Annotated in this window: 21 protein-coding genes; 9 read left to right on the forward strand and 12 right to left on the reverse strand. The window is 67.7% G+C overall.

The features are described from left to right. Positions 1 to 569 precede the first annotated feature (569 nt). The 6 genes from CSW60_RS08920 to phnC form a co-directional block, all read right to left on the reverse strand. Entirely contained in the window at positions 570 to 1883 is a 1314-nt protein-coding gene (locus CSW60_RS08920; protein WP_099536911.1) for a hemolysin family protein, read from the reverse strand. A gap of 144 nt (positions 1884 to 2027) precedes the next feature. After that, positions 2028 to 3071 (reverse strand): substrate-binding domain-containing protein, encoded by a 1044-nt coding sequence (locus CSW60_RS08925; RefSeq protein ID WP_099536912.1) that lies wholly within the window; start codon positions 3069 to 3071, stop codon positions 2028 to 2030. A 67-nt stretch (positions 3072 to 3138) separates the two neighbouring features. Further along, complete coding sequence (locus tag CSW60_RS08930) at positions 3139 to 4389, reverse strand: OprO/OprP family phosphate-selective porin (protein ID WP_099536913.1); 1251 nt, start codon at positions 4387 to 4389, stop codon at positions 3139 to 3141. Between the two features lie 318 nt (positions 4390 to 4707). Then, on the reverse strand, positions 4708 to 5526 hold the full coding sequence (gene phnE, locus CSW60_RS08935; RefSeq protein WP_099536914.1) for a phosphonate ABC transporter, permease protein PhnE: 819 nt from the start codon (positions 5524 to 5526) through the stop codon (positions 4708 to 4710). A 10-nt stretch (positions 5527 to 5536) separates the two neighbouring features. Then, complete coding sequence (phnD, locus tag CSW60_RS08940; protein WP_099536915.1) at positions 5537 to 6562, reverse strand: phosphate/phosphite/phosphonate ABC transporter substrate-binding protein; 1026 nt, start codon at positions 6560 to 6562, stop codon at positions 5537 to 5539. Beyond that, positions 6559 to 7368, reverse strand: a complete 810-nt coding sequence (gene phnC, locus CSW60_RS08945) for a phosphonate ABC transporter ATP-binding protein (protein ID WP_099536916.1) — start codon at positions 7366 to 7368, stop codon at positions 6559 to 6561. Before phnC ends, phnD begins: the two co-directional genes overlap by 4 nt. A 351-nt stretch (positions 7369 to 7719) precedes the next feature. On the opposite strand from phnC, the gene CSW60_RS08950 reads away from it, so the two are divergent. The 7 genes from CSW60_RS08950 to CSW60_RS08980 all read left to right on the forward strand — a co-directional run bounded on the left by CSW60_RS08950 (position 7720) and on the right by CSW60_RS08980 (position 14739). Continuing rightward, a complete protein-coding gene (locus CSW60_RS08950) occupies positions 7720 to 8979 on the forward strand; it encodes a type III PLP-dependent enzyme (protein ID WP_099536917.1) in 1260 nt (419 codons plus the stop codon). Positions 8980 to 9086: 107 nt separating this feature from the next. After that, complete coding sequence (locus CSW60_RS08955; RefSeq protein ID WP_099536918.1) at positions 9087 to 10847, forward strand: 6-pyruvoyl-tetrahydropterin synthase-related protein; 1761 nt, start codon at positions 9087 to 9089, stop codon at positions 10845 to 10847. A 114-nt stretch (positions 10848 to 10961) separates the two neighbouring features. Next, positions 10962 to 12011, forward strand: coding sequence for a deoxyhypusine synthase (locus tag CSW60_RS08960; protein WP_099536919.1), 1050 nt, complete (start codon positions 10962 to 10964; stop codon positions 12009 to 12011). A gap of 60 nt (positions 12012 to 12071) precedes the next feature. Further along, positions 12072 to 12845: a phosphatase PAP2 family protein gene (locus tag CSW60_RS08965; protein WP_099536920.1), complete on the forward strand. Its 774-nt coding sequence runs from the start codon at positions 12072 to 12074 to the stop codon at positions 12843 to 12845. Positions 12846 to 12903: 58 nt separating this feature from the next. Beyond that, on the forward strand, positions 12904 to 13392 hold the full coding sequence (locus tag CSW60_RS08970; RefSeq protein WP_099536921.1) for a Fur family transcriptional regulator: 489 nt from the start codon (positions 12904 to 12906) through the stop codon (positions 13390 to 13392). Between the two features lie 55 nt (positions 13393 to 13447). Continuing rightward, on the forward strand, positions 13448 to 13651 hold the full coding sequence (locus CSW60_RS08975; protein WP_099536922.1) for a hypothetical protein: 204 nt from the start codon (positions 13448 to 13450) through the stop codon (positions 13649 to 13651). Between the two features lie 140 nt (positions 13652 to 13791). After that, positions 13792 to 14739 (forward strand): thioesterase family protein, encoded by a 948-nt coding sequence (locus CSW60_RS08980; protein ID WP_099536923.1) that lies wholly within the window; start codon positions 13792 to 13794, stop codon positions 14737 to 14739. Between the two features lie 5 nt (positions 14740 to 14744). On the opposite strand, the gene CSW60_RS08985 is transcribed toward CSW60_RS08980, so the two are convergent. Continuing rightward, complete coding sequence (locus tag CSW60_RS08985; protein WP_099536924.1) at positions 14745 to 15635, reverse strand: alpha/beta fold hydrolase; 891 nt, start codon at positions 15633 to 15635, stop codon at positions 14745 to 14747. Between the two features lie 72 nt (positions 15636 to 15707). Here CSW60_RS08985 and CSW60_RS08990 point away from each other — a divergent pair, with 72 nt between their 5' ends. Both CSW60_RS08990 and CSW60_RS08995 read left to right on the forward strand, forming a co-directional pair. Continuing rightward, a complete protein-coding gene (locus tag CSW60_RS08990) occupies positions 15708 to 16142 on the forward strand; it encodes a DUF488 family protein (RefSeq protein WP_099536925.1) in 435 nt (144 codons plus the stop codon). Positions 16143 to 16219: 77 nt separating this feature from the next. Beyond that, positions 16220 to 17074, forward strand: a complete 855-nt coding sequence (locus tag CSW60_RS08995; protein WP_099536926.1) for a crotonase/enoyl-CoA hydratase family protein — start codon at positions 16220 to 16222, stop codon at positions 17072 to 17074. A 32-nt stretch (positions 17075 to 17106) separates the two neighbouring features. On the opposite strand, the gene CSW60_RS09000 is transcribed toward CSW60_RS08995, so the two are convergent. From CSW60_RS09000 to CSW60_RS09020, 5 genes are all read right to left on the reverse strand, one after another. Continuing rightward, positions 17107 to 17871, reverse strand: a complete 765-nt coding sequence (locus tag CSW60_RS09000) for an NYN domain-containing protein (protein ID WP_099536927.1) — start codon at positions 17869 to 17871, stop codon at positions 17107 to 17109. Between the two features lie 149 nt (positions 17872 to 18020). After that, entirely contained in the window at positions 18021 to 19469 is a 1449-nt protein-coding gene (locus tag CSW60_RS09005; RefSeq protein WP_099537627.1) for an alpha/beta hydrolase, read from the reverse strand. A gap of 137 nt (positions 19470 to 19606) precedes the next feature. After that, entirely contained in the window at positions 19607 to 19870 is a 264-nt protein-coding gene (locus tag CSW60_RS24365; RefSeq protein WP_161495637.1) for a MipA/OmpV family protein, read from the reverse strand. A 203-nt stretch (positions 19871 to 20073) separates the two neighbouring features. Continuing rightward, a complete protein-coding gene (locus tag CSW60_RS09015; protein ID WP_099536929.1) occupies positions 20074 to 21306 on the reverse strand; it encodes a pentapeptide repeat-containing protein in 1233 nt (410 codons plus the stop codon). A 99-nt stretch (positions 21307 to 21405) separates the two neighbouring features. Next, positions 21406 to 22365, reverse strand: a complete 960-nt coding sequence (locus CSW60_RS09020; protein ID WP_099536930.1) for a magnesium transporter CorA family protein — start codon at positions 22363 to 22365, stop codon at positions 21406 to 21408. Positions 22366 to 22436: the final 71 nt, after the last annotated feature.

Raw genomic sequence — 22436 nt, forward strand, 5'->3', positions numbered from 1 at the left:
ATCGTTATCCGGTGAGCCTTCGACGCGCGGGGTCTTAACCCGCTTCCGAAAGAGGCCCCCGGCGGGCGGGCCGGGCTGGCGACCCGGTCCCCGGACCGTCCGGGCGATTTCAGCCCGAACCTTGTCCCGCTCGACCACCCCCGACAGCCGTCACGATCGCCGGCCGGACGTCCCTTCCAAGCCATCGGGTGAGGAAGAGTATGGGCGGGGTTTGAACGCGGATGATCCAGCGACGTGTAAAAATGATAAGTCTTTGAAATCGTTGGGTTCGATTCCGTCCACGCGGATCATAGAGCGCCGCGAACGCTCCTTCTCCCCTTGCGGGAGAAGGGTTGGCTGTTCCGTCTCCCCGGACGGGCGCCATCCTTACATCTCACGGCGAGACGATCGCAGGGCTGATCAGGTTGCAGCCTCCAAGAGATGTAAGTTTCGCACCGACCTTGGACAGTCGGCTTGCGACCCTGGGCGGACGTAGCGCGAAATCCCTCTCTCTAAGAGAGAGGGATTCCTTATGGGCGCCCCCATCCATGGCGGGCCTTGCCAAGGTCCGCTACTCACTCCGCCGCCCCCTACCCCTGGGTCTCGTCCTTCTTCCGCTTGCCGGCCTTCAGGATGACCTTGTCGATCCGCGAGCCGTCCATGTCGACGATCTCGATGTCGAAGCCGCCCATGGCCACATGCTCGCCCTCGCTGGGGATGCGGCCCAGGCGATCCAGGATCAGGCCGGCCACGGTGTGATAGCCGCCGTCGGCCTCGAAGTTCTCGCCGAGGTGATCGTTCAGCTCCTGGATGTCGAGGCGGGCGTCGATCAGCCAGCTGCCGTCGTCGCGGCGGATGATGCGGGTCTCGTCGTCGTCGTGATCTTCCGGGAAGTCGCCGGCGATCATCTCCAGAAGGTCCAGCGGCGTGATCGCGCCCTGCAGCGAGCCGAACTCGTCAACGACCAGGGCCATGTGCAGGCTGGTCTGCTTGAAGACCGCCAGGGCCTTCAGCAGCGACATGGTCTCGGGGATGGCGACCGGCTGCTGGACGTGGGCCTTCAGGTCCAGCGGGCCGTCGGACAGGCAGGCGTCCAGCAGATCCTTCTTGAGGACCACGCCGATGTCGCCGTCCAGGTCGTCCTCGGTGGCGACCAGGATGCGCGAATGGGCGCTGGCGCGGATTTCCTTGAGCACGGTCTCGGTGTCGTCGGCCAGCGACACCCAGAAGAGGTCGCGGCGCGGGGTCATGGCCACGCGAACGGGGCGGTCGCCCAGGCGCAGGACCTCGTTGATCATCGCCCGCTCCTCGGGCTCGATCAGACCGGCGTCGGCGCCTTCGGCCAGGACGGTCTCGACCTCCTCGGAGGTGATGCCGCTGTTGCGCTCGTCCCGCACGCCCATCAGCTTCAGCACCGCCGCGGTCGAGACGGTCAGCAGGGTCACGAACGGGCGCAGCACCGTGGCCATCACGGCCAGGAACGGCGACATGCGGCGGGCGATGGCGTCGGGGAACATCAGGGCCAGGCGCTTGGGCACCAGCTCGCCCAGGATCACCGAGACATAGGTCAGGCCGACGACGACGACGCCCGTGGCGATGGCCTCGGAGTACTTGGCCACGGCCGGCGCGCTGTGCTCCAGCCAGGCGTCCAGCGCCCCGGCGATCGTGGCCTGGCCGTAGGCGCCGGCGAAGATGCCGATCAGGGTGATGCCGACCTGGACGGCGGACAGGAACCGGGTCGGGTGCTCGGCCATGTCGAGGGCGAGCTTGGCGCCCTTGTCGCCCCGATCGGCGAAGCCTTGCAGGCGGGCCTTGCGGGCCGAGACAACGGCCAGTTCGGACATGGCGAAAACCCCGTTCAACAGAACGAGGAGGAGGACGACGGCGAGCGCGACGAGAATCATGGCCCTTCAGGGTCGGGGGCGCGTCGCCGGACGGCGGCCGCGGCGGGGCGCGCAAAGGGGCCCGGCCCCGCTACTATACAAAGAAAAACGCCGTGGCCCATAGGACCACGGCGTCGATCTCCAAGCCGAGGCTCGAACGGTCGCTTAGGCGGCCGGACGACCCATCACGGTCTTGTTGTTCAGGATCTGCTTCTGGCCGTCGTGCTGACCGGGGGGCAGCGGGATCAGACCGCGGCCTTGCAGGTAGCCGCCACGGCCCGTCGCGGCGTCCGAGGTGAACTCCTTCAGGAATTCTTCCAGGCCCGGCGTGACGCCGATGTTGGCCTTCTTGACGTAGATGAACAGCGAGCGCGACAGCGGATAGCTGCCGTCGGCGATCGTCTGCGGCGACGGACGCACGCCGTTGACCGAAGCGCCCTTGATCTTGTCCATGTTCTCTTCGAGGTAGGACCAGCCGAAGACGCCCAGCGAGCCCGGGGTCTTGGTCAGGGTGCCGACGATGGCGTTGTCGTTCTCGCCGGCGTCGATCCAGCCGTCGTTACGCAGCGGGTCGACCAGCGACTTGAACTTCTTCTCGTTGTCCGAGCGGATCGCGTCGAGGGTCGGGTACTTGCGGGCGCCGGCCTCGATGGCCAGCTCGACGAAGGCGTCGCGGGTGCCCGAGGTCGGCGGCGGGCCGTAGACCTGGATGCGGTTGCCCGGCAGGCCGCCGGCGACGTCATCCCAGTTCTTGTTCGGGTTGGCGACGAACTGGCCGCCCTTCAGGACCGTCTTCGAGAGACCCATGTACAGGTTCTCGGTCTTGAAGTTGTAGTCGGCGCCGTCCTTGTCGGTGGCGATCACGATGCCGTCGAAGCCGATCTTGATCTGGATGATGTCCTTGACGCCCTTGGCGGCGCACTGATCGAACTCGGCCTTCTTCATCGGACGCGAGGCGTTGGCGATGTCCGGGAAGCCTTCGCCCGTGCCCGAGCAGAACAGCTTGATGCCGCCGCCGGTGCCGAGGCTTTCAACCTTCGGAGCCTTCTTGCCGGACTTCTTGGCGAAGTTTTCGGCGGTGCGGGTGGCGAACGGGAACACGGTCGAGGAGCCGGCGGCCCAGACGTAGTCGCGGGCGGCGTGGGCGGGGGCGGCGGCCAGGCCCGAGAGGGCCACGGCGGCGGCCGCGCAGGACAGAAGCTTCTTCATGACGAACTCCTAGAGGAGAGGGGTAGGGGCGGACCGCCGCGCGGCCCGCCCGGATCGGTAACGACGCTTAGAAGTCGAGCTGAGCGCGCAGCTGGAACTGCTTGACGTCGAAGTCTTGGTTCGGGCCGTAGTTGTCGACCTTGCCGTCGGTGTAGTTCGCCATGAAGCGGACGTACGACGTCGGGTAGTAGTTCACGCCCAGGGTCCAGCCGGTGTACTCGCCCGCCTGCGACGTGGCGGGCTTCACCTTCAGGGTCTTGTAGGCGTCGGTCGTGTCGGCCATGTCGTAGCGGACGGCCAGTTCGACGCCGCCGAAGCCGCCGGCCGTGACCGGGTTCAGGATCTTCGGACGCTTGAACTCGCCGGCGGCCGCGTCGTAGTTGCGGGTCTCGCCCGTCGGCCAGAAGCTGACGAAGGCGTAGCCGACCTTGATCGTCGGATCATCGCCCGCCGTGCCGGCGCGGGTCACGTCGATGCTCGAGTACTCGGCCTGGACCGACAGCGGACCGTGCACCCAGGCGCCTTCGACGGCGATGGTCTTGTCGCGGTTGCCGATGCCGCCCGTCGTGTAGAACGTGGCGTTGCTGTAGGCGGTGTTGGTGCGGCCGGTGTAGGCGAAGGCGCCTTCGTCGCCGCGGTTGCGGTAGCGGTACGAGACGGCCAGGTGCAGCTTGTTGGCGTCGTCGTTCAGCAGCGCGTAGTGGCCGCGGGCCGTGATCGTCAGGCGCTCCTTGGAGTCGGCGCTGGCGTTGGCGACGTCGGTGCTGTTGAGGCTGGCGCCCTGGACGCCCAGCGACATCGAGTAGTTGTAGCCGCTATACTTGCCGACCACGCCCAGCAGATAGCTGTCGACGCCGAAGTCGCCGTACGGACCGCGGTCCATGAAGGTGGTGAAGCGGGTCGAGGTCAGGTTCTCGAGGCCGGCGACCTTGACGTTGCCGAACAGGATCGAGACCGGCTCGCTGGGCTTGTATTCGATGACCGCGTCATCCCAGCCCCAGGAGCCGCCGTTCACAGCGCCGCCTTCGAGCTTGTAGGCGAAGTAGCTGTTCAGCTTGCCTTCGACGCCGAGGAAGGCCTGACGGCCGCGGGCGTTGCTGGTCTTGAAGTCGCCGCCGGGGCCATCGCGCTTGATGTCCTGACCGACGTAGTCGAACAGGATCCGGCCGCGGACCTTGAACGCGGTGTCGTCATTGCTGAACTGCGGAGCGCCGCTCCACTTGTAGCTCATGTCTTGGGCCTGGGCGGTCGCGCCCATGCCGATCGCGAGCGCGACGGCCAGCGCCGAACCGGCGACCAGCGAGGTCTTGATGCTCATTTGAGAATTCCCCTTGAAAGGCGCCCCTGTCCTCTCACCCGTCTCGAGGTGGATCAGGTTGAAGCCGGGCTTACCGGGGGTCCGTGACGCTTCCGCCACCGATTTGTGACAGCACAGCGACAAGTGTTTTCAAGGTCTTAAGCTGTGGCGTTCCGGCAACAAGACTCGGCGGGAAACGTCCGTTCACCGACAGTGGGAACGCTAACCGAAAGCGCCTCCCCCGCCGGATGGCGAAGGAGGCGCTGATGGAGACGGCCTTCTCGGCGCTTTGCGTGATCCCGGCTCGGCGCGCCGCGCGCTGGGCCGGGATATTCGTTTCTAGAGAAGCCGCGTACGGATGATCTGCGACAGCAGATCGATCATCGACACCGCCACGACGATGACCAGGACGATGCAGCCGGTCTGGTCGAACTGGAAGGCGTTGATCGAGTCGAACAGGATCTGGCCGATGCCGCCCGCGCCGATGATCCCCAGCACCGTGGCCGCGCGGCTCGACGATTCGAAGCGATAGAGCGCGTAGCTGGTCCACAGCGGCGCGACCTGCGGGATCACGCCCCAGACGATCTCCTGCAGCTTGACCGCGCCGGTCGCCCGCACGCCCTCGACCGGCCCCTTGTCGATCGACTCGACGGCCTCGGCGAACAGCTTGGCCAGCACGCCGCCGGTGTTGAACATGATCGACATGACCCCGGCGAACGGCCCCAGGCCCACGGCGGTGATGAAGATCAGCGCCACGACCAGGTCGGGGATCGAGCGGATCAGGTCCAGCACCCGGCGCACCGGCTGCTGGATCCAGACCGGGGCGATGTTGCGCGCGCCCAGGAGGCCCAGCGGGATCGCCACGATGATCGCCAGGGCCGTGCCCCACAGCGCCATCTGGATGGTCTGCCACATCTTGCCGATGAACAGACCCCAATCCATCGACAGGAACAGCGCCGGGTCGGTGAACGGCTTGAAGAACAGCTTGGCGAAGTTCCCGGTCCGCTCGGTGTCGGTGAACAGCTGCGGGAACTTGTCGATCTCGGCCGGCTTGAAGCTGACGACCAGCAGCAGAATCACCCCGCCCCAGAGCAGGGTGTCGAAGGCCAGGGCCGAGGTCGAGCGCTTGGGCGGCGCTGGAATGGTCGCGTCGCTCATCCAGGCCGCCTCAGTTCGCGGGGGTCGAGGCAAGGCCGGCCTTGCCCTCGGCGGCGACGCGTTCGGCCTTGATCTTGTCCAGCGCCGTCTGGGCGGCTGCGATCTTGGCCTGGTCGCCGGCCTCGCGGGCCAGGCCCAGCTGCTCGGTGGCCTCCATCTCGCGCACGACCAGCAGGTGCGAGTCGTCGGCCGGCTTGAAGCCGCCGATGCTGAGCTTCTTCAGATAGCCGCGCTGCTGCTCGGCCTCCGGCGTGTCGCCCTGGGCGTAGGTCAGGAAGAACTGGCGCAGCTTTTCCTTGATCGCCGGGTCGAGGTCCTTGCGCCAGACGATCGGGTCTTCCGGCAAGGTCGGCGACTGCCAGATGATCCGGACCTTGTCGGTGACGCCCTCGCCGCGCGCCTTCGAGAGGCCGATGGCGGTCGAGTTGTTGGTCGCCGCGTCCAGCTTGCCGTTGGCCACCGCGAACAGGTTGGCCTGGTGGTTGGCGCTGATCACGGTCTTGAAGCACTCTTCCGGCTTCTTGTTGGCCGGGATGAACACGTAAGTCATCGGGGCCAGGGTGCCCGAGGTCGACTTCTTGTCGCCGATGCCGAAGTTCAGCGACTTGTCGCACTTCAGCAGGTCCTGAACCGTCTGAATCTTGCTGTTCGAGGGGACGATGATCACCGACTTGTAGCCGTCGGTGCCGGACGGGTCGAAGGTGCGGGCGAAAACCTCGCCGTTCGAGCGGCGCACGGCCTCCAGGCCCGACTGGTTCGAGAACCAGCCGACATCCGTCTGCTTGGCGCCCATGGCCACGATCAGCGACGAATAGTTGGACGAGAAGAACGGCTTCACCTTGAGGCCGGTCTGCTTCTCCATGTCGGCCAGGATGGGCTTCCAGTAGCTTTCCATGTTCTGGGCCGACTCGGTCGACAGGATCGAGAAGGTGATCGTGTCCTTGGCGGCCGGCGTCTGCGGGGCCTTGCCGCACGAGGCGAGCGCCAGGGCCGAGATGCCGGCGGCGATCACGAGGGCCGAACGACGATTGATCATTGCGGGGCTCCTTCCCAGAACACGTCCTCGAATTCCGGGCCGTAGATGTCGATGAGTTTTTCGCGATTCAGGCCGGACGCCGGACCGTCATAGACCTTCTGACCAGCCTTAAGGGCCACGACCCGATCGCAATAGCGCAGAGCGTAGTCCACCTGGTGCAGGGTTACGACGACCGTCAGGCCATCGGTTTGATTGAGATCACGCAGGATCTCCATGACCTTGCGCGCCGAGACCGGATCCAGCGAGGCGACCGGTTCGTCGGCCAGGATGATCTTGGCCTTCTGGACCAGGGCCCGGGCGATGGCGCCGCGCTGCTGCTGCCCGCCCGACAGGGTGTTGGCGCGCTGGGCGGCGTAGTCGGCGACGCCGACGCGAGCGAGCGCGGCCATGGCCGCCTCGCGCGTCTCCTTCGGCCAGGCGCCGAACAGTCCGCGGATCACGGGAATGCGTCCCAGCGAGCCGAGGGCGACATTGCTGAACAACGACAGCCGCCCCACCAGGTTGAACTGCTGGGCGATGAAGCCGATGCGGACGCGCGCCTTGCGCACCTCGCTGGACACCTTGCCCTTGGCCTGGACCGGGCCGCCGAAGGCGGTGATCACGCCCTCGCCGCCGTTCTCGCCAGGCGCGTCGATGGTCTGAAGACCGTCGATCGAGCGCAGCAGGGTGGATTTGCCCGAGCCCGACGGGCCGATGAGCGCGATCATCTCGCCTCGATTGACGTCGAGGGAGACGGCGTCCAACGCGCGACGAGGCCCGAAGGTCTTGGACGCGGCGCGGATCGAGAGAACTGGGTCCGACGTCATGGTCGGGGCGAATCCTTAACGTGGTTTCACGACTTGGGGAATGCGATCACCGGTTTGGGGCAGGTTCGCAATGGATTTGTGACGATCCGCGCCCCTAATCGCGTTCGAACGGACCCGCGCCCCGCGAGAGGCGCGCTTAATTTCCGGACGCGGAGCGCTTTGCGGCCGGGAATCCGCCGTCCCTTCCGGCCCACGCGCCCCGGTGGAACAATTCGTCCCGAAACGGGGCCGCAAAAGGGTCTTTACATCCCGGATCAATGCCCCTATTTCGCACGGCTCCGGCGGACCCGAAGTCCTCTAAACGCTGCTAACGCCGGCCTGGGTTTAACTTCCAACAGGGGGTTACGTGAATTGCACACGTACCATTCTCCCCTGGACCTGGTCCGTGAGCGGTCACCGGAACGTCCCGTCGCACTCGTGCGGCCCGACGCGGTTTCCGTAGCTGCGCGCTGGTTCCAGTCCGAATTTAAAGGCGACGTCTTCTACGCGGTGAAGGCCAATCCTTCGCCGTGGGTGATCCGTGAGCTGGCCCAGGCCGGCGTGCGGTCCTTCGACGTCGCGTCGTTGAACGAAGTCGAACTCGTGGCCGAGCAGGCCCCGGGCTCGCGCATGGCCTTCATGCACCCGGTCAAGAGCCGGGCGGCGATCGCCGCCGCCTATTTCGACCACGGCGTGAAGACCTTCTCGTTCGACACCCACGAAGAGCTGGCCAAGATCCTGGACTCCACGGGTAACGCCAAGGACCTGAACCTGATCGTCCGCATGGGCGTGCAGGCGGAAGGCGCGGCCTACAGCCTGTCGGGCAAGTTCGGCGTCGAGATGCACAACGCCCCCGCCCTGCTGCTGGCCGCCCGTCGCGCCACCCAGGACCTGATGGGCGTGTCCTTCCACGTCGGCAGCCAGTGCATGCGTCCGACGGCGTTCCAGGCGGCGATGGCCCAGGCCAGCCGCGCCCTGGTGCGCGCCGGCGTGCTGGCCGATGTCGTCGACGTCGGCGGCGGCTTCCCGTCGATCTATCCGGGCATGGTCCCGCCGGATCTCTCCGAGTATCTGGCGGCCATCGACCGCGGCTTCGCCGAGATGATGGTCCACGAGACCACCGAGCTCTGGTGCGAGCCCGGCCGCGCCCTGGTGGCCGAAGCCTCGTCGCTGCTGGTCAAGGTCGAGCTGAAGAAGGGCGACGCGCTCTACCTGAACGACGGGTCGTACGGCTCGCTGTTCGACGCCGCGCACATGAAGTGGCCCTTCCCGGTCAAGCTGTACCGCAAGAACGGCGAAGTCGTGGAAGAAGGCCTCAAGCCCTTCCGCTTCTATGGCCCGACCTGCGACAGCGTCGACCACATGCCCGGCCCGTTCTACCTGCCGGAAAGCGTCGACGAAGGCGACTACATCGAGATCGGCATGCTCGGCGCCTATGGCGTGGCGATGAACACCCGCTTCAACGGCTTCGGCGAGACCGACACCGCCCTGGTGCAGGACGCGCCGATGGCCTCGATGTACGGCCTGGCCAAGCGTTCGATCCCGCTGGTTCGCCAAGAGGCGGAAGAGCGCAAGATCGTCCGTTTCTCGCGTCCCAAGGGCGCGGCCGGCAAGCGCAAGCGCCGTCGCTAGACCGGCGCCGGAAATCCTGCGATCAACGGGGAGGAGGCGGATGGATGTCCGCCTCCTTTTTCGTTTCGCGATCCGAAGCGCCTCGCCGGCGGCAGACCTCACAGGCCATGACGACACGCGTCTCCGCTCCGACGAACGATCCGCCGATCTGGTTCGCCGTCCTGTTGCTGCTGGCCGCCAGCCTCGCGCCGCTGTCCCACGCCCTGTGGGCGGGCCTGGCCCCCATCGACAGCTACAATTCGATCTGGGTGGAGTCGTTCGGCGCCGCCCTGCGCCGCGGCGCGTTCCCGCCGCGCTGGGTTCCCGAAGGCTTCCACGGCCTGGGCGGGTCGTCGTTCTACTTCTATCCGCCGCTGTTCTTCTACGTCGCCGCCGCCGTCGATCTGCTGACCGGCGGCCTGCTGAACGCCGAGCAGGTGACGGCCTGGACGTGCCTCGCCTTGTCGTTCGCCGGCAGCCTCGGCCTCTACGCCTGGCTGCGCCCTCACGCGGGCGGACGGGCGGCGCTGGTCGCGGGCGTGGTCTATGCGATCGCGCCCTACCATCTGCTCGACGCGGTCTCGCGCGGCTCGCTGGGCGAGCTTGCCGTCTATGCGGTTCTGCCCTTCTTCGCCCTGTCTCTGGAGCGCGCCGCCAGCCGCTCCGCCTGGATCGCGCCGCTGGCGCTCTGTCTCGCCGGCCTGATCCTGGGTCATATCGCCGTCGCCCTGCCGATCTGCCTGATCGCCGCGCCGATCGCCGCCCTCTGGCTGATCATCCGCGCCGAACCGAAGGCCCGCGCGGCCGTCGCCGCCCGACTGGCCGCCGGCGGAGTTCTGGGCCTGGGCCTGGCGTCGACCTATCTGCTGCCGGCCCTGGCGCTGCAGAGCGCCGCCTCGATGAAGTTTATGTGGGGCCCGCCGCTGTCGCCCGCCGATCCCGCCGCCTGGACCCTGCTGAACGCCAGGCACTGGCCGCCGCCGCCCCTGCCCGGCGCCATGGCCTGGCTGGGCTGGACCTATGGCGCCGCGGCGCTGGGCGTCCTCGTTCTCCTGGGCGCGACACCCGGCCCGCGCGCGGCGCTCGCGCGGGTCTGGGCGGCGGTCTGCCTGGTCGCCATCGCCGCCTACGCCACGCCCGCCGTCTGGCACGGCCCGCTCGCCCCGATCCTGGGCAAGATGCAGTTCCCGTTCCGAATGCTGGTCATGGTCGAGTTCGCCCTGATCGCCGCCCTCTGCCTGGCCTTCGGCCACCGCCCGAGATGGACGGCCCTGCTGGCCGCGGTCATCGCCGTCAGCCTCTGGACGCCGGTCCGGCAGACCGTGCTCCCGGCGTTCGAGCGGGCGCGGCTCTATCCCGCGATGAAGGACTCGGTGATCACCGAGCGCATCCGCGTGGGCCGCCTGCCCGAGGAGCATCTGCCGGGCGACTTCTTCTTCGATCCGGCGATCCTGGTCGATCGCGCCTACCTGACCGGCTACGAGCGCCTGCCGCTGGTCCGCCCGCTCGATCCGGCCGCCAAGGTCCTGGCCGCGACGTCCTATCCCGACGGCAGCCTGGCCGTGCGGCTGGACGCGCCCGCGCCGACCCGGGTGGTCGTCCGCCGTTTCTACTTCCCGGCCTGGCGCGCCGACATCGTCCAGGCCGGCAAGGACCCGTCGGTCCCGACCAGTTCCACCGGCCCCTCGCGCATCCTGACGTTCGCCGCCCGGCCCGGCGACCACGTCTATCGCCTGCACATCGTGCGCACGCCGATCGAAAAACTGGGCGACGGCGTCGCGCTCGCCTCGCTGCTGGTCGTCGGCCTGATCGGCCTCGCCAGCCTGAAGCGACGACGGAACAGCCCTGAGAACCGCTTTCCCGCGTTTCTTCGAGGTAGGACTCGATAATCGTCGCAAAGCCGCTATATAGCCGCCTCCATTGACGAAACCCTCTCGCCGGTCGCTCCGTCCCGGCGGGTCCTAGGGTCACGACGGGCGCTCACCTTCAGAGGACTCTCTGTCATGAACGCTCCCGTTCCGAATACGAAGGCCGAACTGCTCCAGAAGACCGTCGAGCACGTCGACATCACCTCCTACGACGCCCGCCCGATCATCGACTCCATGCGCAAGATGTCGTTCAGCTCGCGCGACACCGCCCGCGCGGCCGACATCTTCAACATGGCCCTGGCCGACAAGGGCTGCTCGACCTGGCTGATCCTGGCCGGTTCGACCTCGGCCGGCGGCTGCATGCACGTCTACCGCGACATGGTGAAGAACGGCATGATCGACGCCGTGGTCGCCACCGGCGCCAGCATCGTCGACATGGACTTCTTCGAAGCCCTCGGCTTCAAGCACTACCAGGCCGCCGGCCCGGTCGACGACAACGTCCTGCGCGACAACTACATCGACCGCATCTACGACACCTACATCGACGAAGAAGAGCTGCAGGCCTGCGACCACACGATCCTCGAGATCGCCAACCGCCTGGAGCCGCGCGGCTATTCCTCGCGCGAGTTCATCTGGGAGATGGGCAAGTGGCTGGCCGAAGGCAACGCCAAGAAGCCGGGCTCTCTGATCCAGACCGCCTATGAAGAAGGCGTGCCGATCTTCTGCCCGGCCTTCGTCGACAGCTCGGCCGGCTTTGGCCTGGTGAAGCACCAGAAGGAACGGGCCGCCGCCAAGCAGCCCTACCTGATGATCGACGCCGTGGCCGACTTCCGCGAACTGACCGACATCAAGATCGCGGCCGGCACCACGGGCCTGTTCATGGTCGGCGGCGGCGTTCCCAAGAACTTCGCCCAGGACACCGTCGTCTGCGCCGAGATCCTCGGCGTCGAGGCCGACATGCACAAGTACGCCATCCAGATCACGGTCGCCGACGTCCGCGATGGCGCCTGCAGCAGCTCGACGCTGAAGGAAGCCGCCTCGTGGGGCAAGGTCTCGACCACCTACGAGCAGATGGTGTTCGCCGAAGCCACCACGGTGGTTCCGCTGATCGCCTCGGACGCCTACTGGCGCAAGGCCTGGGAAGGCCGCGAAAAGCCGCGCTGGAACAAGCTGTTCGGCAAGTAAGCTTGATCAGCCTCCGCTGAGAATGCAGGGTCCCCGGAAGAAATTCCGGGGACCTTTTTCATGCGCGCATTGGCCGTCGTCGCCCTCCTGGCCCTATCGGGCTGCGCCACCCTGAGCGGCGACGCGGGGACCTATCCGCGCTACCTGCCCAAGAGCGCCTTCGACGCCCGCGACCACGTCCCGCCGCCGCCCGCCAAGGGCTCGCCCCAGGCGGAGAAGGATCGCGAGATCTTCCTGACCACCCGGGCGCTGAAGGACACCCCGCGCTGGTCCCTGGCCCAGGCCGACAACGCTGAGGAGAAGGTGCTCGACGCCTACGCCTGCGCGCTGGGCTACACGCCGACCCGCGAGACCAACCCGAAGCTGGCGGCGATGCTGATGCGCATGAGCCGCGACGTCCGCTCGGCGGTGGCGGGGCCGAAGCTCAAGTATATGCGGCCGCGGCCCTATCTGTCCGAAAGCGCGCCCATCTGCATCAAGCCAGGCTTCGGCTTCCGGTTCTCGCCCGACTATCCCTCCGGCCACGCCACCTGGGGCTGGACCGTGGGCTTGCTGCTAGCCGAGGTCGCGCCCGACCGCTCCAACGCCATCCTGACCCGCGCCCGCGCCTATGGCGAAAGCCGGGTGATCTGCGGCGTGCACAACGCCAGCTCGGTCGAGGCGGGCAAGCATAACGCCGAGACCCTGTTCGCGGCCCTGTGGAGCTCGGACGCCTTCAAGGCGGACCTCGCGGCCGTCCGGGCCGAGTCCGACGAGGTCCGCGCCAAGGCCGCCCCGCTGGATCCCGCCCGCTGCACCGCCGAGGCGAACCTGGTCAGCGCGCCGCTGTTCTGAGACTCCGCGTCATAAGGCCAAGGTTGCGCGAGCGCGTCCGGACCTCTACCTCTTGGACATGGCCCAAGGCGCTTCCTGCGGACACGAACATCATCACCACGGCGTGGCCGGCGCCGCGCTCGCCGCCGAGCTCGACGCGGCCGAGGCCCGTTGCGCGGCCGCCGACCAGCGGCTCACGGCCCCCCGCCGACGGGTGCTGGAACTGCTGCTGCAGGCCGGCCAGCCCGTGAAAGCCTACGACCTGATCTCGACCTTCGGAGGCGCGGGCCCGCCAGCCAAGCCGCCGACCGTCTATCGCGCGCTCGACTTCCTGGAGAAGCAGGGCTTCGCGCACCGGATCGAGAGCCTCAACGCCTACGTCGCCTGCCGCAAGGAGGCCGACGGCCACGCCGCCGCCTTCCTGATCTGCGACTGCTGCGGCGCGACCCGCGAGATCGAGCCCAAGGCCAGCGCCGAGATCATCGCCGCCGGCGCCGCGGCCGGCTACGCCCTGACCGGCGTGACCATCGAGGCCCACGGCCTCTGCGCCGATTGCAAGGGCGCCTGATCGGAACAACCGCCCTCGCCTCCTGTTCTCCTTGGGTCACCCAAGGAGAACGATCATGGACGAGCAACCCAACACCGACGGCCGTAAGGCCAACGAAGCCGAGCCGCTGGGCGAATTCACCGCGCTCGGCGGCAAGGACAGCGTCCAGAAGACCGGCGAGGAATCGCGCAAGCGCGCGGGTCCCGACGGTCCGGACGCCGAGGAGATCGGGAACACCTTCAAGGGCCCGGCCGGCGATCCCGCCGAAGGCAAGTGCTGAGCGCCCTCTAGCCAAGCTCGCCGCAGCCGCTAGACTCGAACGACCGTTCACCGCCGTTCGAGTTGCGCCGCCATGACGATCGCAGAGCCGCTTCCTGGCGTCGAGATTTGGCCCCCTTCCTGTCTTCAAGGAACCGCGCCATGACGGCCGCCGAGGGTCTTCCAGGCGTCGAGATCTGGCGCGGTGGCGTCAATACCTGGGACTGCGACGAGATGGGGCACATGAACGTGCGCCACTACGTGGTCCGCGCCCAGGAAGGGCTGATCGGCCTGGCGGCGGAGCTGGGCCTGCCCGGCGCCTTCTCGCCCCACGCCAACGCCACCCTGCTGGTCAAGGAGCACCACATCCGCTTCCTGCGCGAGGCCCACGCCGGGGCGCCCCTGACCATGCTGGGCGGCGTCATCGAGATGGGCGAGACCGACGCGCGACTGCTGCAGCTTCTGATCCATCCGGCCACCGGCGAGCTCGCGGCGACCTTCCAGACCACCGTGATCCACGCCACGCCGCGCGAAGGCCAGCCCTTCCCCTGGCCCAGGATCGCCCGCGAGCGCGCCGAGGCCCTGATGGTCGAGGTTCCAGAGAAGGCGCGGGCGCGGAGTATCGACCTTTCGCCGTTCGCGCCGACCGCCAGCCTGGCGCGGGCGGACGCCCTGAAGCTGCCCCGCATCGGCCTCGGCGGACTGCTGCCGACCGATTGCGACGTATACGGACGAATGCGCGCCGAGCAGTTCATCGGCCGCGTGTCGGACGGCATCGGCGCCTTCATCCACCCGTTCCGCGATCTCGTCGTCGAGCACGCAGAGCACAGGCCCCAGCGCATGGGCGGCGCGGTCCTGGAATATCGGATCGCCTATCTGGCCTGGCCCCGGATCGGCGACCGCATCGACATCCGTTCGGGTCTGGTCGGGACCGACGCGCGCACCATGCGGGTCGTCCACTGGATGCTGGACCCCGCCACGGGCGAGCCCTGGGGGACCTCGGAGGCCGTCGCCATCACCTTCGACCTCGACGCGCGCAAGGTCGTGCCAGTCAGCGACGCCGCCCGGGCGGCGCTGGCCCGGTTCGAGGTTCCGGGTCTGGCGCTATAGCGCCTCTACCGCGTCGCCATGTCGAACAGGGCGTCGCGCACCACGTCCGGGCGCTCCATCGGCAGGAAGTGGCTGGTCCCCGGCACGGTCTCGATCCGCACGTCGCGACCGCGGCGCGCGAAGCCGTCGCCGGCGCGGAAGGTCGAGTGCTTCTCGGCCTTCAAGATTCGGACAGGCGCCTTGGCCTGCCGAACCGCGCGCCAAGGATCGTGCGCCTGGGCGGCGTAGTTCGAGGCCTCCCACGCCGGCGCGCAGGCCAGCTCGACCACGCCCTCCGGCCGCTCGACGAACCCGCCGGCGACGTAGTCGGCCAGCATGGTCTCGGGCCAGGTCTTGAAGGCGCCGCGCCCCTTGTAGGCGGCGAAGGCGGTTTCGCGGCTGTCGAAGACGGCGCGTCGACGCAGGGCGGCCTGGACCATCGGCATGCGCCGCCACATCCGGCCCGAGGTCCAGGGCGCCTTGGCGTAGAGCATCGCCAGCCACGGCATGACGACGGGATCCAGCAGGACCAGACCCTTGACCCGCTCTGGTCGCTCGGCGGCGGCCAGCAAGCCGACGGTGCCCCCCATCGAGTGGCCCGCCAGAACCACGGGCGGCCCGTCCAGCGCGTCGAGCAGGCCGATCAAATCGTCGCGCAAATCCCGCCACGAGCGCCGCCCCTCCGGATTGGCCGGCAGGGTCGTCTCGCCATGGCCGCGCTGGTCGATCGCCAGGATGCGCAGGCCGGCGGCCAGGGGCGAAAGCAGCGTTCGGTAGGTCTGGGCGTTGAAGCCGTTGGCGTGGACGAAGACGATGTCGATCGGCCGATCGGTCGGGCCAAACTCCAGGCCCGCGATCTCGCCGCCCGCCACGGGGGTGGCGCGCTTGCGCGGTTCGCGAAAGACGGCCGCGTCCATCGGCGGGCTCCTGTGGTCCAGACGCGACTAAGGTAGGCTCGCGATCGGCGCGCGTCCATGGAGAGGCGAGAGATGAACAGATTGGCGACCATCGGCTACGAGACCGACACGCAGGCCGGGCTGATCCAGCGGCTCAAGGCGGCCGACGTCGAGCTGGTCGTCGACGTCCGCGCGGTGGCGAGCTCGCGCAAGGCCGGCTTCTCAAAGACCCTGCTGGGAAACAGCCTGAAGGCCGAGGGCGTAGACTATCTGCACCTGCGCCCGCTGGGCACGCCCAAGGCGGGCCGCGACGCCGCCCGGGCTGGCCGCGCCGACGAAATGCGCCAGATCTTCAACGCGCATCTTGAGGAGCCCGACGCCCAGCTGGCCCTGGCCCAGGCGACCGAGCTGGCCAAGGACAAGCGGATCGCCCTGCTTTGCTACGAGGACGATCCCAACTGCTGCCACCGCCAGATCGTCGCCGACCGCATCCGCGCGAGCCTGAAGTGTGAGGTTATCGACCTCTAGCAGCTCTTCCGTAGGGTCATCGTTGTCGCCGCCCGTCGCCCGGCCGATAGTCGGGCCAGGCATAAAGGGAGGCGGTCATGAGCGGCCAGACGGACTACAGCTGTTTCAAGGTCGAGATCGAAGGCGGCGTCGCCCACATCCAGCTGAAACGCCCCGAGGCCATGAACACCATGACCCGGCCGTTCTGGAACGAGCTGCCGGCCATCGTCCGCGACATCGACGACAACGCCCGCGCCCGCTGCATCGTCATCTCCTCGACCGGCAAGCACTTCAGCGCCGGCATGGACCTCTCCGTCTTCACCGACGACGAGGGCGTCACCGCCCGCCAGGACGCCGACCGCTGGGTGGCCGCCGAGAGCTTCCGCCGCTTCGTGCATCACCTGCAGGAGACCTTCAGCTGCCTGGACCGGGCGCGCATGCCGGTGATCGTCGCCATCCAGGGCGGCTGCATCGGCGGGGCCGTCGATTTCGTCAGCGCCTGCGACATCCGCTACGCCACGACCGACGCCTTCTTCTCGATCCAGGAGATCAACATCGGCATGACCGCCGACGTCGGCACCTTCCCGCGCCTGTGCAAGCTGATCCCCGAGGGCTGGGTGCGCGAACTGGCCTACACCGGCCGCCGCCTGCCCGCCGCCAAGGCCCGCGACATCGGCCTGGTCAACGAGCTCTTCGACACCCACGAGGCCCTGGTCGAGCACGCGCTCGCCACCGCCCGCGAGATCGCCGAGAAGTCGCCCCTGGCCGTCGCCGGCAGCAAGGTGATGATCAACTACGCCCGCGACCACTCCATCGCCGACGGCCTCGACTACATCGCCACCTGGCAGACGGGGATGTTCTCGGGCCCGCACATGGCCGAGGCGTTCGCGGCCAAGGCGCAGAAGCGCGACGCGGTCTATCCGGACCTGCTGCCGCTGAAGAAGAAGATGTGAGGGCCTCGAGATATCTCTCGGCAGTCCAACCGCTACCAGCCAGCCGGCTTGCTAACCGTGCCTACGCTGTCATTGAAGACTTCCGGAAATTGCGAGGCGGCGAGCGCGTGAACACGAAGCGGCTTTTGAAAATGCGCCAGCTGCTTCAATGCAATGCTTCCATTCGGGCGGGGGAGTACAAGGCCGATTGTCAGGCCACACTCTTCCCTAGCAATACGTATAGGCGTCAGCAGGTCGCTATCGTTCGAGACAATGACTGCACACTCGCATTCACCTTTGAAGGCATCGCGCAAAAGATATGACGCCAAATTCACATCCGAGCCCTTTTCCTCGGATTTGTGAACCCATTCCATCTTCGCTGTGCCGTTTGGCTTTAGCGCTACGACTGGCTTTCCATTCTGCCTTATCGGCCTTCCAGCGGGGTCTTGCTCAACTATGGGAGCGCGTACGCAATTGCTCATGAAGGAGCCGAAATGCACTTCGACTTTCGACCTACTTGCTAGGGCGCGGAGATAGGTATCCTGCCGAACGGGCAAATCTGGGTCATTGCTCCGAGCTTCGACTCTAGCGGTGAAGTATCGGATTTTTCGAATGTCGTTTTTCGGAAGAAGGAAGGCAAAAAGCGCGTCTATGTCCAACCACTTGTGCGGCCCGCCCTTTAGGGAGCCGTAATAGAGATTGAACCCGTCGATATAGACGTTAGTTCGGATGCGCCCCACCCTAGAAATGCTACGGCGGGCTTTTAAGGGCCCGCCGCGCGTCCGTTGGCCGAAGCCCCCGGAGGAGTAATGGTGCATATCTGGATGCTGTTGACGGCTCCGTCAACGGGGACTCGAGTTGACAAATTTCCGGAAATATGGCACGAGCAACCGCTCTGTTCGGTTGATCGCTTGCCCGCGCAGGGCAAGCGGAGAAAAATTTTAGGTTTGGCCAGTTAGGCCGCCTCTCACTCGCCCTCATAAACAAACGTCATCGGCGTATCCGCCGCCGGCAGGCACGAGCGATCAACCGCCTTCGTCGGGTCCTGGAAGAAGCCGCGGATCATCTTGCGCACGCACGGGCTGCTGCGCGAGACGCCGTGGGTGGCGTTGGTGACGATGACCACCTGCGAGCCCTGATAACCCTTCGACGCGGCCTTGGTCAGTTCCGGCGGGCAGCCGGGGTCGATCTCGGCGGCCAGGAACAGGGTCGGGATGGCGGTCTTGACCGGGGCCTGCTCGGCCTTGGAGATGGGACCAACGTCGATCGCGGCGCAGACGTCGTGGATACGCTGCATCGAGACGACCATCAGGCGCGCGACCGGGTCTTTCTCGGTTCCGTCCGCCACCGCGGCGCGGCTCTCGAACGGGATCTCCTCCTTGCACAGGTGGGTCATGAACTGGCCCTCGCTGTAGTAGTCACGGCTTTCGACGAACTCTTGCACCGGCGACAGGTCGCCCTGGATGATCTTCCAGAGGTCGCGCGGCAGCACGCCGGCGGTGAAGTAGCTGGCGTCCATCAGATAGCCGCCCAGGTCATCGGCCGTGTAGGTCTTGCCGCCCACCGTCTGAGGCCCGGCCAAGAACCGCTCGGCGACCACGGCCAGCTTGGCCTTCAGGTCCGGATAGCGCTGGGCGCACTCGGCGACGAGGGCGCACTTGGCCATGACGATGTCGATCGAGCTGGAGACCATGGCCGGCCCGCCGACGGTCCAGTCGGCTTCCGGCGGCCAGGGCGAGTCTTGCACCACCGCCCGCACGCCCCGCGGCGCGTGGGTCTGGATCGCCGCCTCGATGCGCGTGCCGTACGAGCCGCCAAACAGGTCGATCATCGGCAGCTTCAGCGCCTGGCGCAGGTCCTGGACGTCCTTGGCGACCTCGACGGCGTTGTAGCGCGAGAGGTTCACGCCCTGGGCCTGGAAGGCCTTCAGGCAGGCGACGATGCCGTCCTTGTCCTTGTCGGAAGGCGGCCCGGCGTCGGTCAGATTGGTCCCGGGGCAGTTCAGGTTCGGCTTCGACTGGCCGCCGCCGCGCTGGTCCATGAAGATCCAGTCCTGGTCGATGGCGACGTACTCGCGCGGGCCCTTGCTCTTGAGCATGCGCGGAAGATTGGCGAGCGCCGAACCGCCCGGACCGCCGTGCAGATAGACGACTGGCGGCAGGCCCGGCTTGGGCGCAGAGGCCTTGACGATGGCGATCGCCACGCTGATCCGGCGGCTCTTGGGATCGCCGCGCGTCTCGTCGACGATCAGGTTTCCGCACTGGACCTTGAGATCGACGCCCTTGTAGTCGCCGACGCAGGCCGTGGGCTTGAACGGGGGCGCGGCGGCGTGGGCCGCGCCGCCGCCCATTCCGACGAAGACGGCCGTCAGGCTCAGGGCGCCGACAGCGGCGGCGATCAGGGATTTGGACGACATCGCAAACTCCAGCTTTGCGCCCATCAACACCAAGGCCGCCGGGGTCCGCAAGCCTCGCGAGAAGGCGTAGGACGCCGAAACGAACGCCGCCGGCTGGGTGGCGTGGACGACGATGGGGCTGCGCTTGGCGTCGCCTGTCAGCGTGCTGACCACCCCGGTGGCCCCCAGGGCCGACCCGGTCGGATACGCGGTAGCTGGCGGTCAGAGAGGCCGCGACGCCCTTGACCCCGCCGCCGGGCCGGAAGGCGGGCAGCCCCGAGGCCGTCGATCACCTTGGCGCCGGCGCCCGCTCGGCCGCTGAGAAAGAACCGGCCATAGCTCAGATCGATCACCGGAAAGGGCAGCGTGCGGTACTTGTCGGCGCCCTGATAGGCGGGCGCGTGGATGGCGGACAGACCCACGACGGCGCGGTTCTGGTCGCGATCCTGGGCCAGGGCGGGATGGGCCGCCGCACTGAAGCCGGCGAAGACGGCGCGTGGCGGGGCGGATCATGAGGCGGTCGGCTCCGTATCTGGCGGCCCTCGGGGTGGAAGCCGCATGGCCACGTCTGTTGGCGGGATCATGTCGGCACGACCCCTGAAGCCCTGACGCGCGAGAGACGGACTCAGACGCCGAAGATCGCGGGTAGTTCCGCGCCGCGCAGGTCCGCGCCGGCGAGTTTGGCGCGGGTCAGGTCGGCCTCCAGCAGCCGCACGCGCGGAGCGCTGGCGCCGCGCAGGTCCGCGCCGCGCAGCACCGCGCGGGTCAGGTCGGTGCGCAGGACCCGGTCCTCGCCGATCTTCAACGGGCCCAGCTTGGCGTTCGACAGGTCGGCCCGCGACAGCTGGGCGTCCATCAGCCGCGCGCCGCGAAGGTCGGCGCCGCGCAGCTTGGCTCCGCGCAGGTCCGCCCCGACCAGATTGGCGCCCTGCAGGTGCGCGCCTTCCAGGTCCATGCCGAAGAACACCGCCTCCGGCGCGACCAGTCCGCTGAGGCGGCGCCCCTTCAACCGCTTCAGGGGCCGGAAGTCGACGCCGCGCGCCTTGGCCGCCTTGCCCTCGGCGCCCTGGGATCGGCAGTACAGCTCGTGCGCCTCGATCACCTCGTCGAGGGGCAGGTCGTCGATATAGATCAGCGGCGGCGGGGCGCGCAGCACCTCGCTCAGGTCGGCGGCGGTCAGGTCGGCGCCGCTGATGTCGACCCCCACCATCACGGCCCGGCGCAGCGAGACCTTGGTCAGGTCCGCGCTTTGCAGGTTGGCGCCGGAGAGGTCGGCGCCGTCCAGGCAAGCGTTGGCCAGCTTGGCGCCCTGCAGGCTGACGTTCGAGAGGTTGGCGTCGGTGAAGTCGGCCTTGCGCGCGAAGGCGCCCGACATTTGCGCCCCGCTGAGATTGGCGCCCTGCAGCAGGGCGTAGTCGAGCTCGCCCGGGCGCTTGGTGTGGTCGAGGATCCGCAGGCCCTTGCTGTCGTCCTGCACGGCGGTCAGCCCTTCGCGCAGATCGCAGCCGGAAAGGTCGGCGCCGCCCAGATTGCAGCCGCGCAGGCACGCCCCGCGCATGTCGGCGCGCGACAGATTGGCCTCGCGCAGATCGGAGTCGCGCAGATCCGCGCCGTAGAGCGTGGCGCGAACCAGCCGGACGCCGCGCAGCGACGCCCCGCCCAGCAGGGCGCCGGTCAGGTCGGCCTCGGACAGCTCGGCGCCGTCCAGCTCGTAATTGTTCAGGTTGACGTAGGACAGCACGGCCCGGCGGCCGGCCGGCAGCCCTTTCAGAAAGCGGCCGTGCGCCTCCACGGCTTCGCGCACCACCGAAGGGTGGAGATTGCGGATCAGGCTGGGTCGGGAAGATGCGGGACGCATCGTGCGAGGGCGTGTTCTGTTCGGGAGATCGTTGAAATCCGAACATGGCCCCGTAGGCTTAAGGCAAGGTCAAAACCGCGACGAAAAGTCGCGTTTCGTCTACAGCCAGCCCTTGCGCTTGAACCACAGCAAGGGCGCGCCCGCCGCCACGAACATCAGGGCGATGGCCATCGGATAGCCCTCGATCCAGCGCAGTTCGGGCATGTGCTCGAAGTTCATGCCATAGATCCCGGCGATCAGGGTCGGGGGCAGGAAGATCACCGAGAAGACCGAGAACACCTTGAAGATCGAGTTCTGCTCGATGTTGATCAGGCCCAGGGCCGCGTCGAGCAGGAAGGTGATGTTGCCGGCCAGGTAGCTGGAGTGGTCGGTGATCGACTGGACGTCGCGCTGCAGCGACTTCAGGTGATCGCGCAGCTCGCGCTCGCCGTCGAACTGCTCGGCCAGGGCGGCGAAGCTGATCAGGCGGGCCAGGCTGACCAGGCTGTCGCGGGCCTTGGAATTGATGTTCTGGGCGCGGCCCAGGCTTTTCAGGATCTGCTCGAAGGCCGCGCCGCGCGGGCGGCCGAAGATGGCGCGCGACTGCACCTCGACCTCGGCGGCCGTGCGCTCGAGGATGTCGGCGGTGCGGTCGACGATGGCGTCCAGCAGGCCAAGGAACGTCTGCAGGCCGTTGGGGCAGAGGCTGGGCTGGCGCTCGGCCTGGGCGGCGAAGATCGAGAAGGCGCGGGGCTCGACATAGCGGATGGTGATCAGCCGCGCGCCCGCCAGGACGAAGGTGACCGGCGCGGCGGTCGGCAGGTCGCCGTCGGCGTTGACCAGCACGGTGGCGGTCATGAAGGTCCCGCCATCCTCCTGATAGAGGCGCGACGAGGCCTCGATCTCGGCCATTTCTTCCCGGGTGGGCAGCAGCAGGCCGATCGATTGTTCGACGGCGACTTCCTCGGCGCGGGTGGGGTCGACCAGCTCGATCCAGACGGTGTCGGGGGGCACGCGCCAGTCCGGGGACAGGCCGCCGGCCTCGAAACCCGGAGCGCCGTGTCGGAGGATTCTCAGCATGGACGCGGCCCTTCAAGCCCGCTGCTCGGCGGACTCGCCCCTTTGGAGAAGCAGGCGTCGCGCGAGGTCCG

This window comes from Caulobacter sp. X, from assembly GCF_002742635.1.
Taxonomy (GTDB): Bacteria; Pseudomonadota; Alphaproteobacteria; order Caulobacterales; family Caulobacteraceae; genus Caulobacter.

Excerpts from the sequence above, each read along its gene's own strand:
- CSW60_RS09000 (WP_099536927.1), bottom strand. The coding sequence starts at position 17,871 with ATGCACCATTACTCCTCCGGGGGCTTCGGCCAACGGACGCGCGGCGGG.
- CSW60_RS09005 (WP_099537627.1), bottom strand. The coding sequence starts at position 19,469 with ATGTCGTCCAAATCCCTGATCGCCGCCGCTGTCGGCGCCCTGAGCCTG.
- CSW60_RS08930 (WP_099536913.1), bottom strand. The coding sequence starts at position 4,389 with ATGAGCATCAAGACCTCGCTGGTCGCCGGTTCGGCGCTGGCCGTCGCG.
- phnD (WP_099536915.1), bottom strand. The coding sequence starts at position 6,562 with ATGATCAATCGTCGTTCGGCCCTCGTGATCGCCGCCGGCATCTCGGCC.
- CSW60_RS08925 (WP_099536912.1), bottom strand. The coding sequence starts at position 3,071 with ATGAAGAAGCTTCTGTCCTGCGCGGCCGCCGCCGTGGCCCTCTCGGGC.
- CSW60_RS09020 (WP_099536930.1), bottom strand. The coding sequence starts at position 22,365 with ATGCTGAGAATCCTCCGACACGGCGCTCCGGGTTTCGAGGCCGGCGGC.
- CSW60_RS08985 (WP_099536924.1), bottom strand. The coding sequence starts at position 15,635 with ATGGACGCGGCCGTCTTTCGCGAACCGCGCAAGCGCGCCACCCCCGTG.
- CSW60_RS08920 (WP_099536911.1), bottom strand. The coding sequence starts at position 1,883 with ATGATTCTCGTCGCGCTCGCCGTCGTCCTCCTCCTCGTTCTGTTGAAC.
- CSW60_RS08960 (WP_099536919.1), top strand. The coding sequence starts at position 10,962 with ATGAACGCTCCCGTTCCGAATACGAAGGCCGAACTGCTCCAGAAGACC.
- CSW60_RS08955 (WP_099536918.1), top strand. The coding sequence starts at position 9,087 with ATGACGACACGCGTCTCCGCTCCGACGAACGATCCGCCGATCTGGTTC.
- CSW60_RS09015 (WP_099536929.1), bottom strand. The coding sequence starts at position 21,306 with ATGCGTCCCGCATCTTCCCGACCCAGCCTGATCCGCAATCTCCACCCT.
- CSW60_RS08965 (WP_099536920.1), top strand. The coding sequence starts at position 12,072 with ATGCGCGCATTGGCCGTCGTCGCCCTCCTGGCCCTATCGGGCTGCGCC.
- phnC (WP_099536916.1), bottom strand. The coding sequence starts at position 7,368 with ATGACGTCGGACCCAGTTCTCTCGATCCGCGCCGCGTCCAAGACCTTC.
- CSW60_RS08990 (WP_099536925.1), top strand. The coding sequence starts at position 15,708 with ATGAACAGATTGGCGACCATCGGCTACGAGACCGACACGCAGGCCGGG.
- CSW60_RS08980 (WP_099536923.1), top strand. The coding sequence starts at position 13,792 with ATGACGGCCGCCGAGGGTCTTCCAGGCGTCGAGATCTGGCGCGGTGGC.
- CSW60_RS08975 (WP_099536922.1), top strand. The coding sequence starts at position 13,448 with ATGGACGAGCAACCCAACACCGACGGCCGTAAGGCCAACGAAGCCGAG.
- CSW60_RS08970 (WP_099536921.1), top strand. The coding sequence starts at position 12,904 with ATGGCCCAAGGCGCTTCCTGCGGACACGAACATCATCACCACGGCGTG.
- phnE (WP_099536914.1), bottom strand. The coding sequence starts at position 5,526 with ATGAGCGACGCGACCATTCCAGCGCCGCCCAAGCGCTCGACCTCGGCC.
- CSW60_RS08995 (WP_099536926.1), top strand. The coding sequence starts at position 16,220 with ATGAGCGGCCAGACGGACTACAGCTGTTTCAAGGTCGAGATCGAAGGC.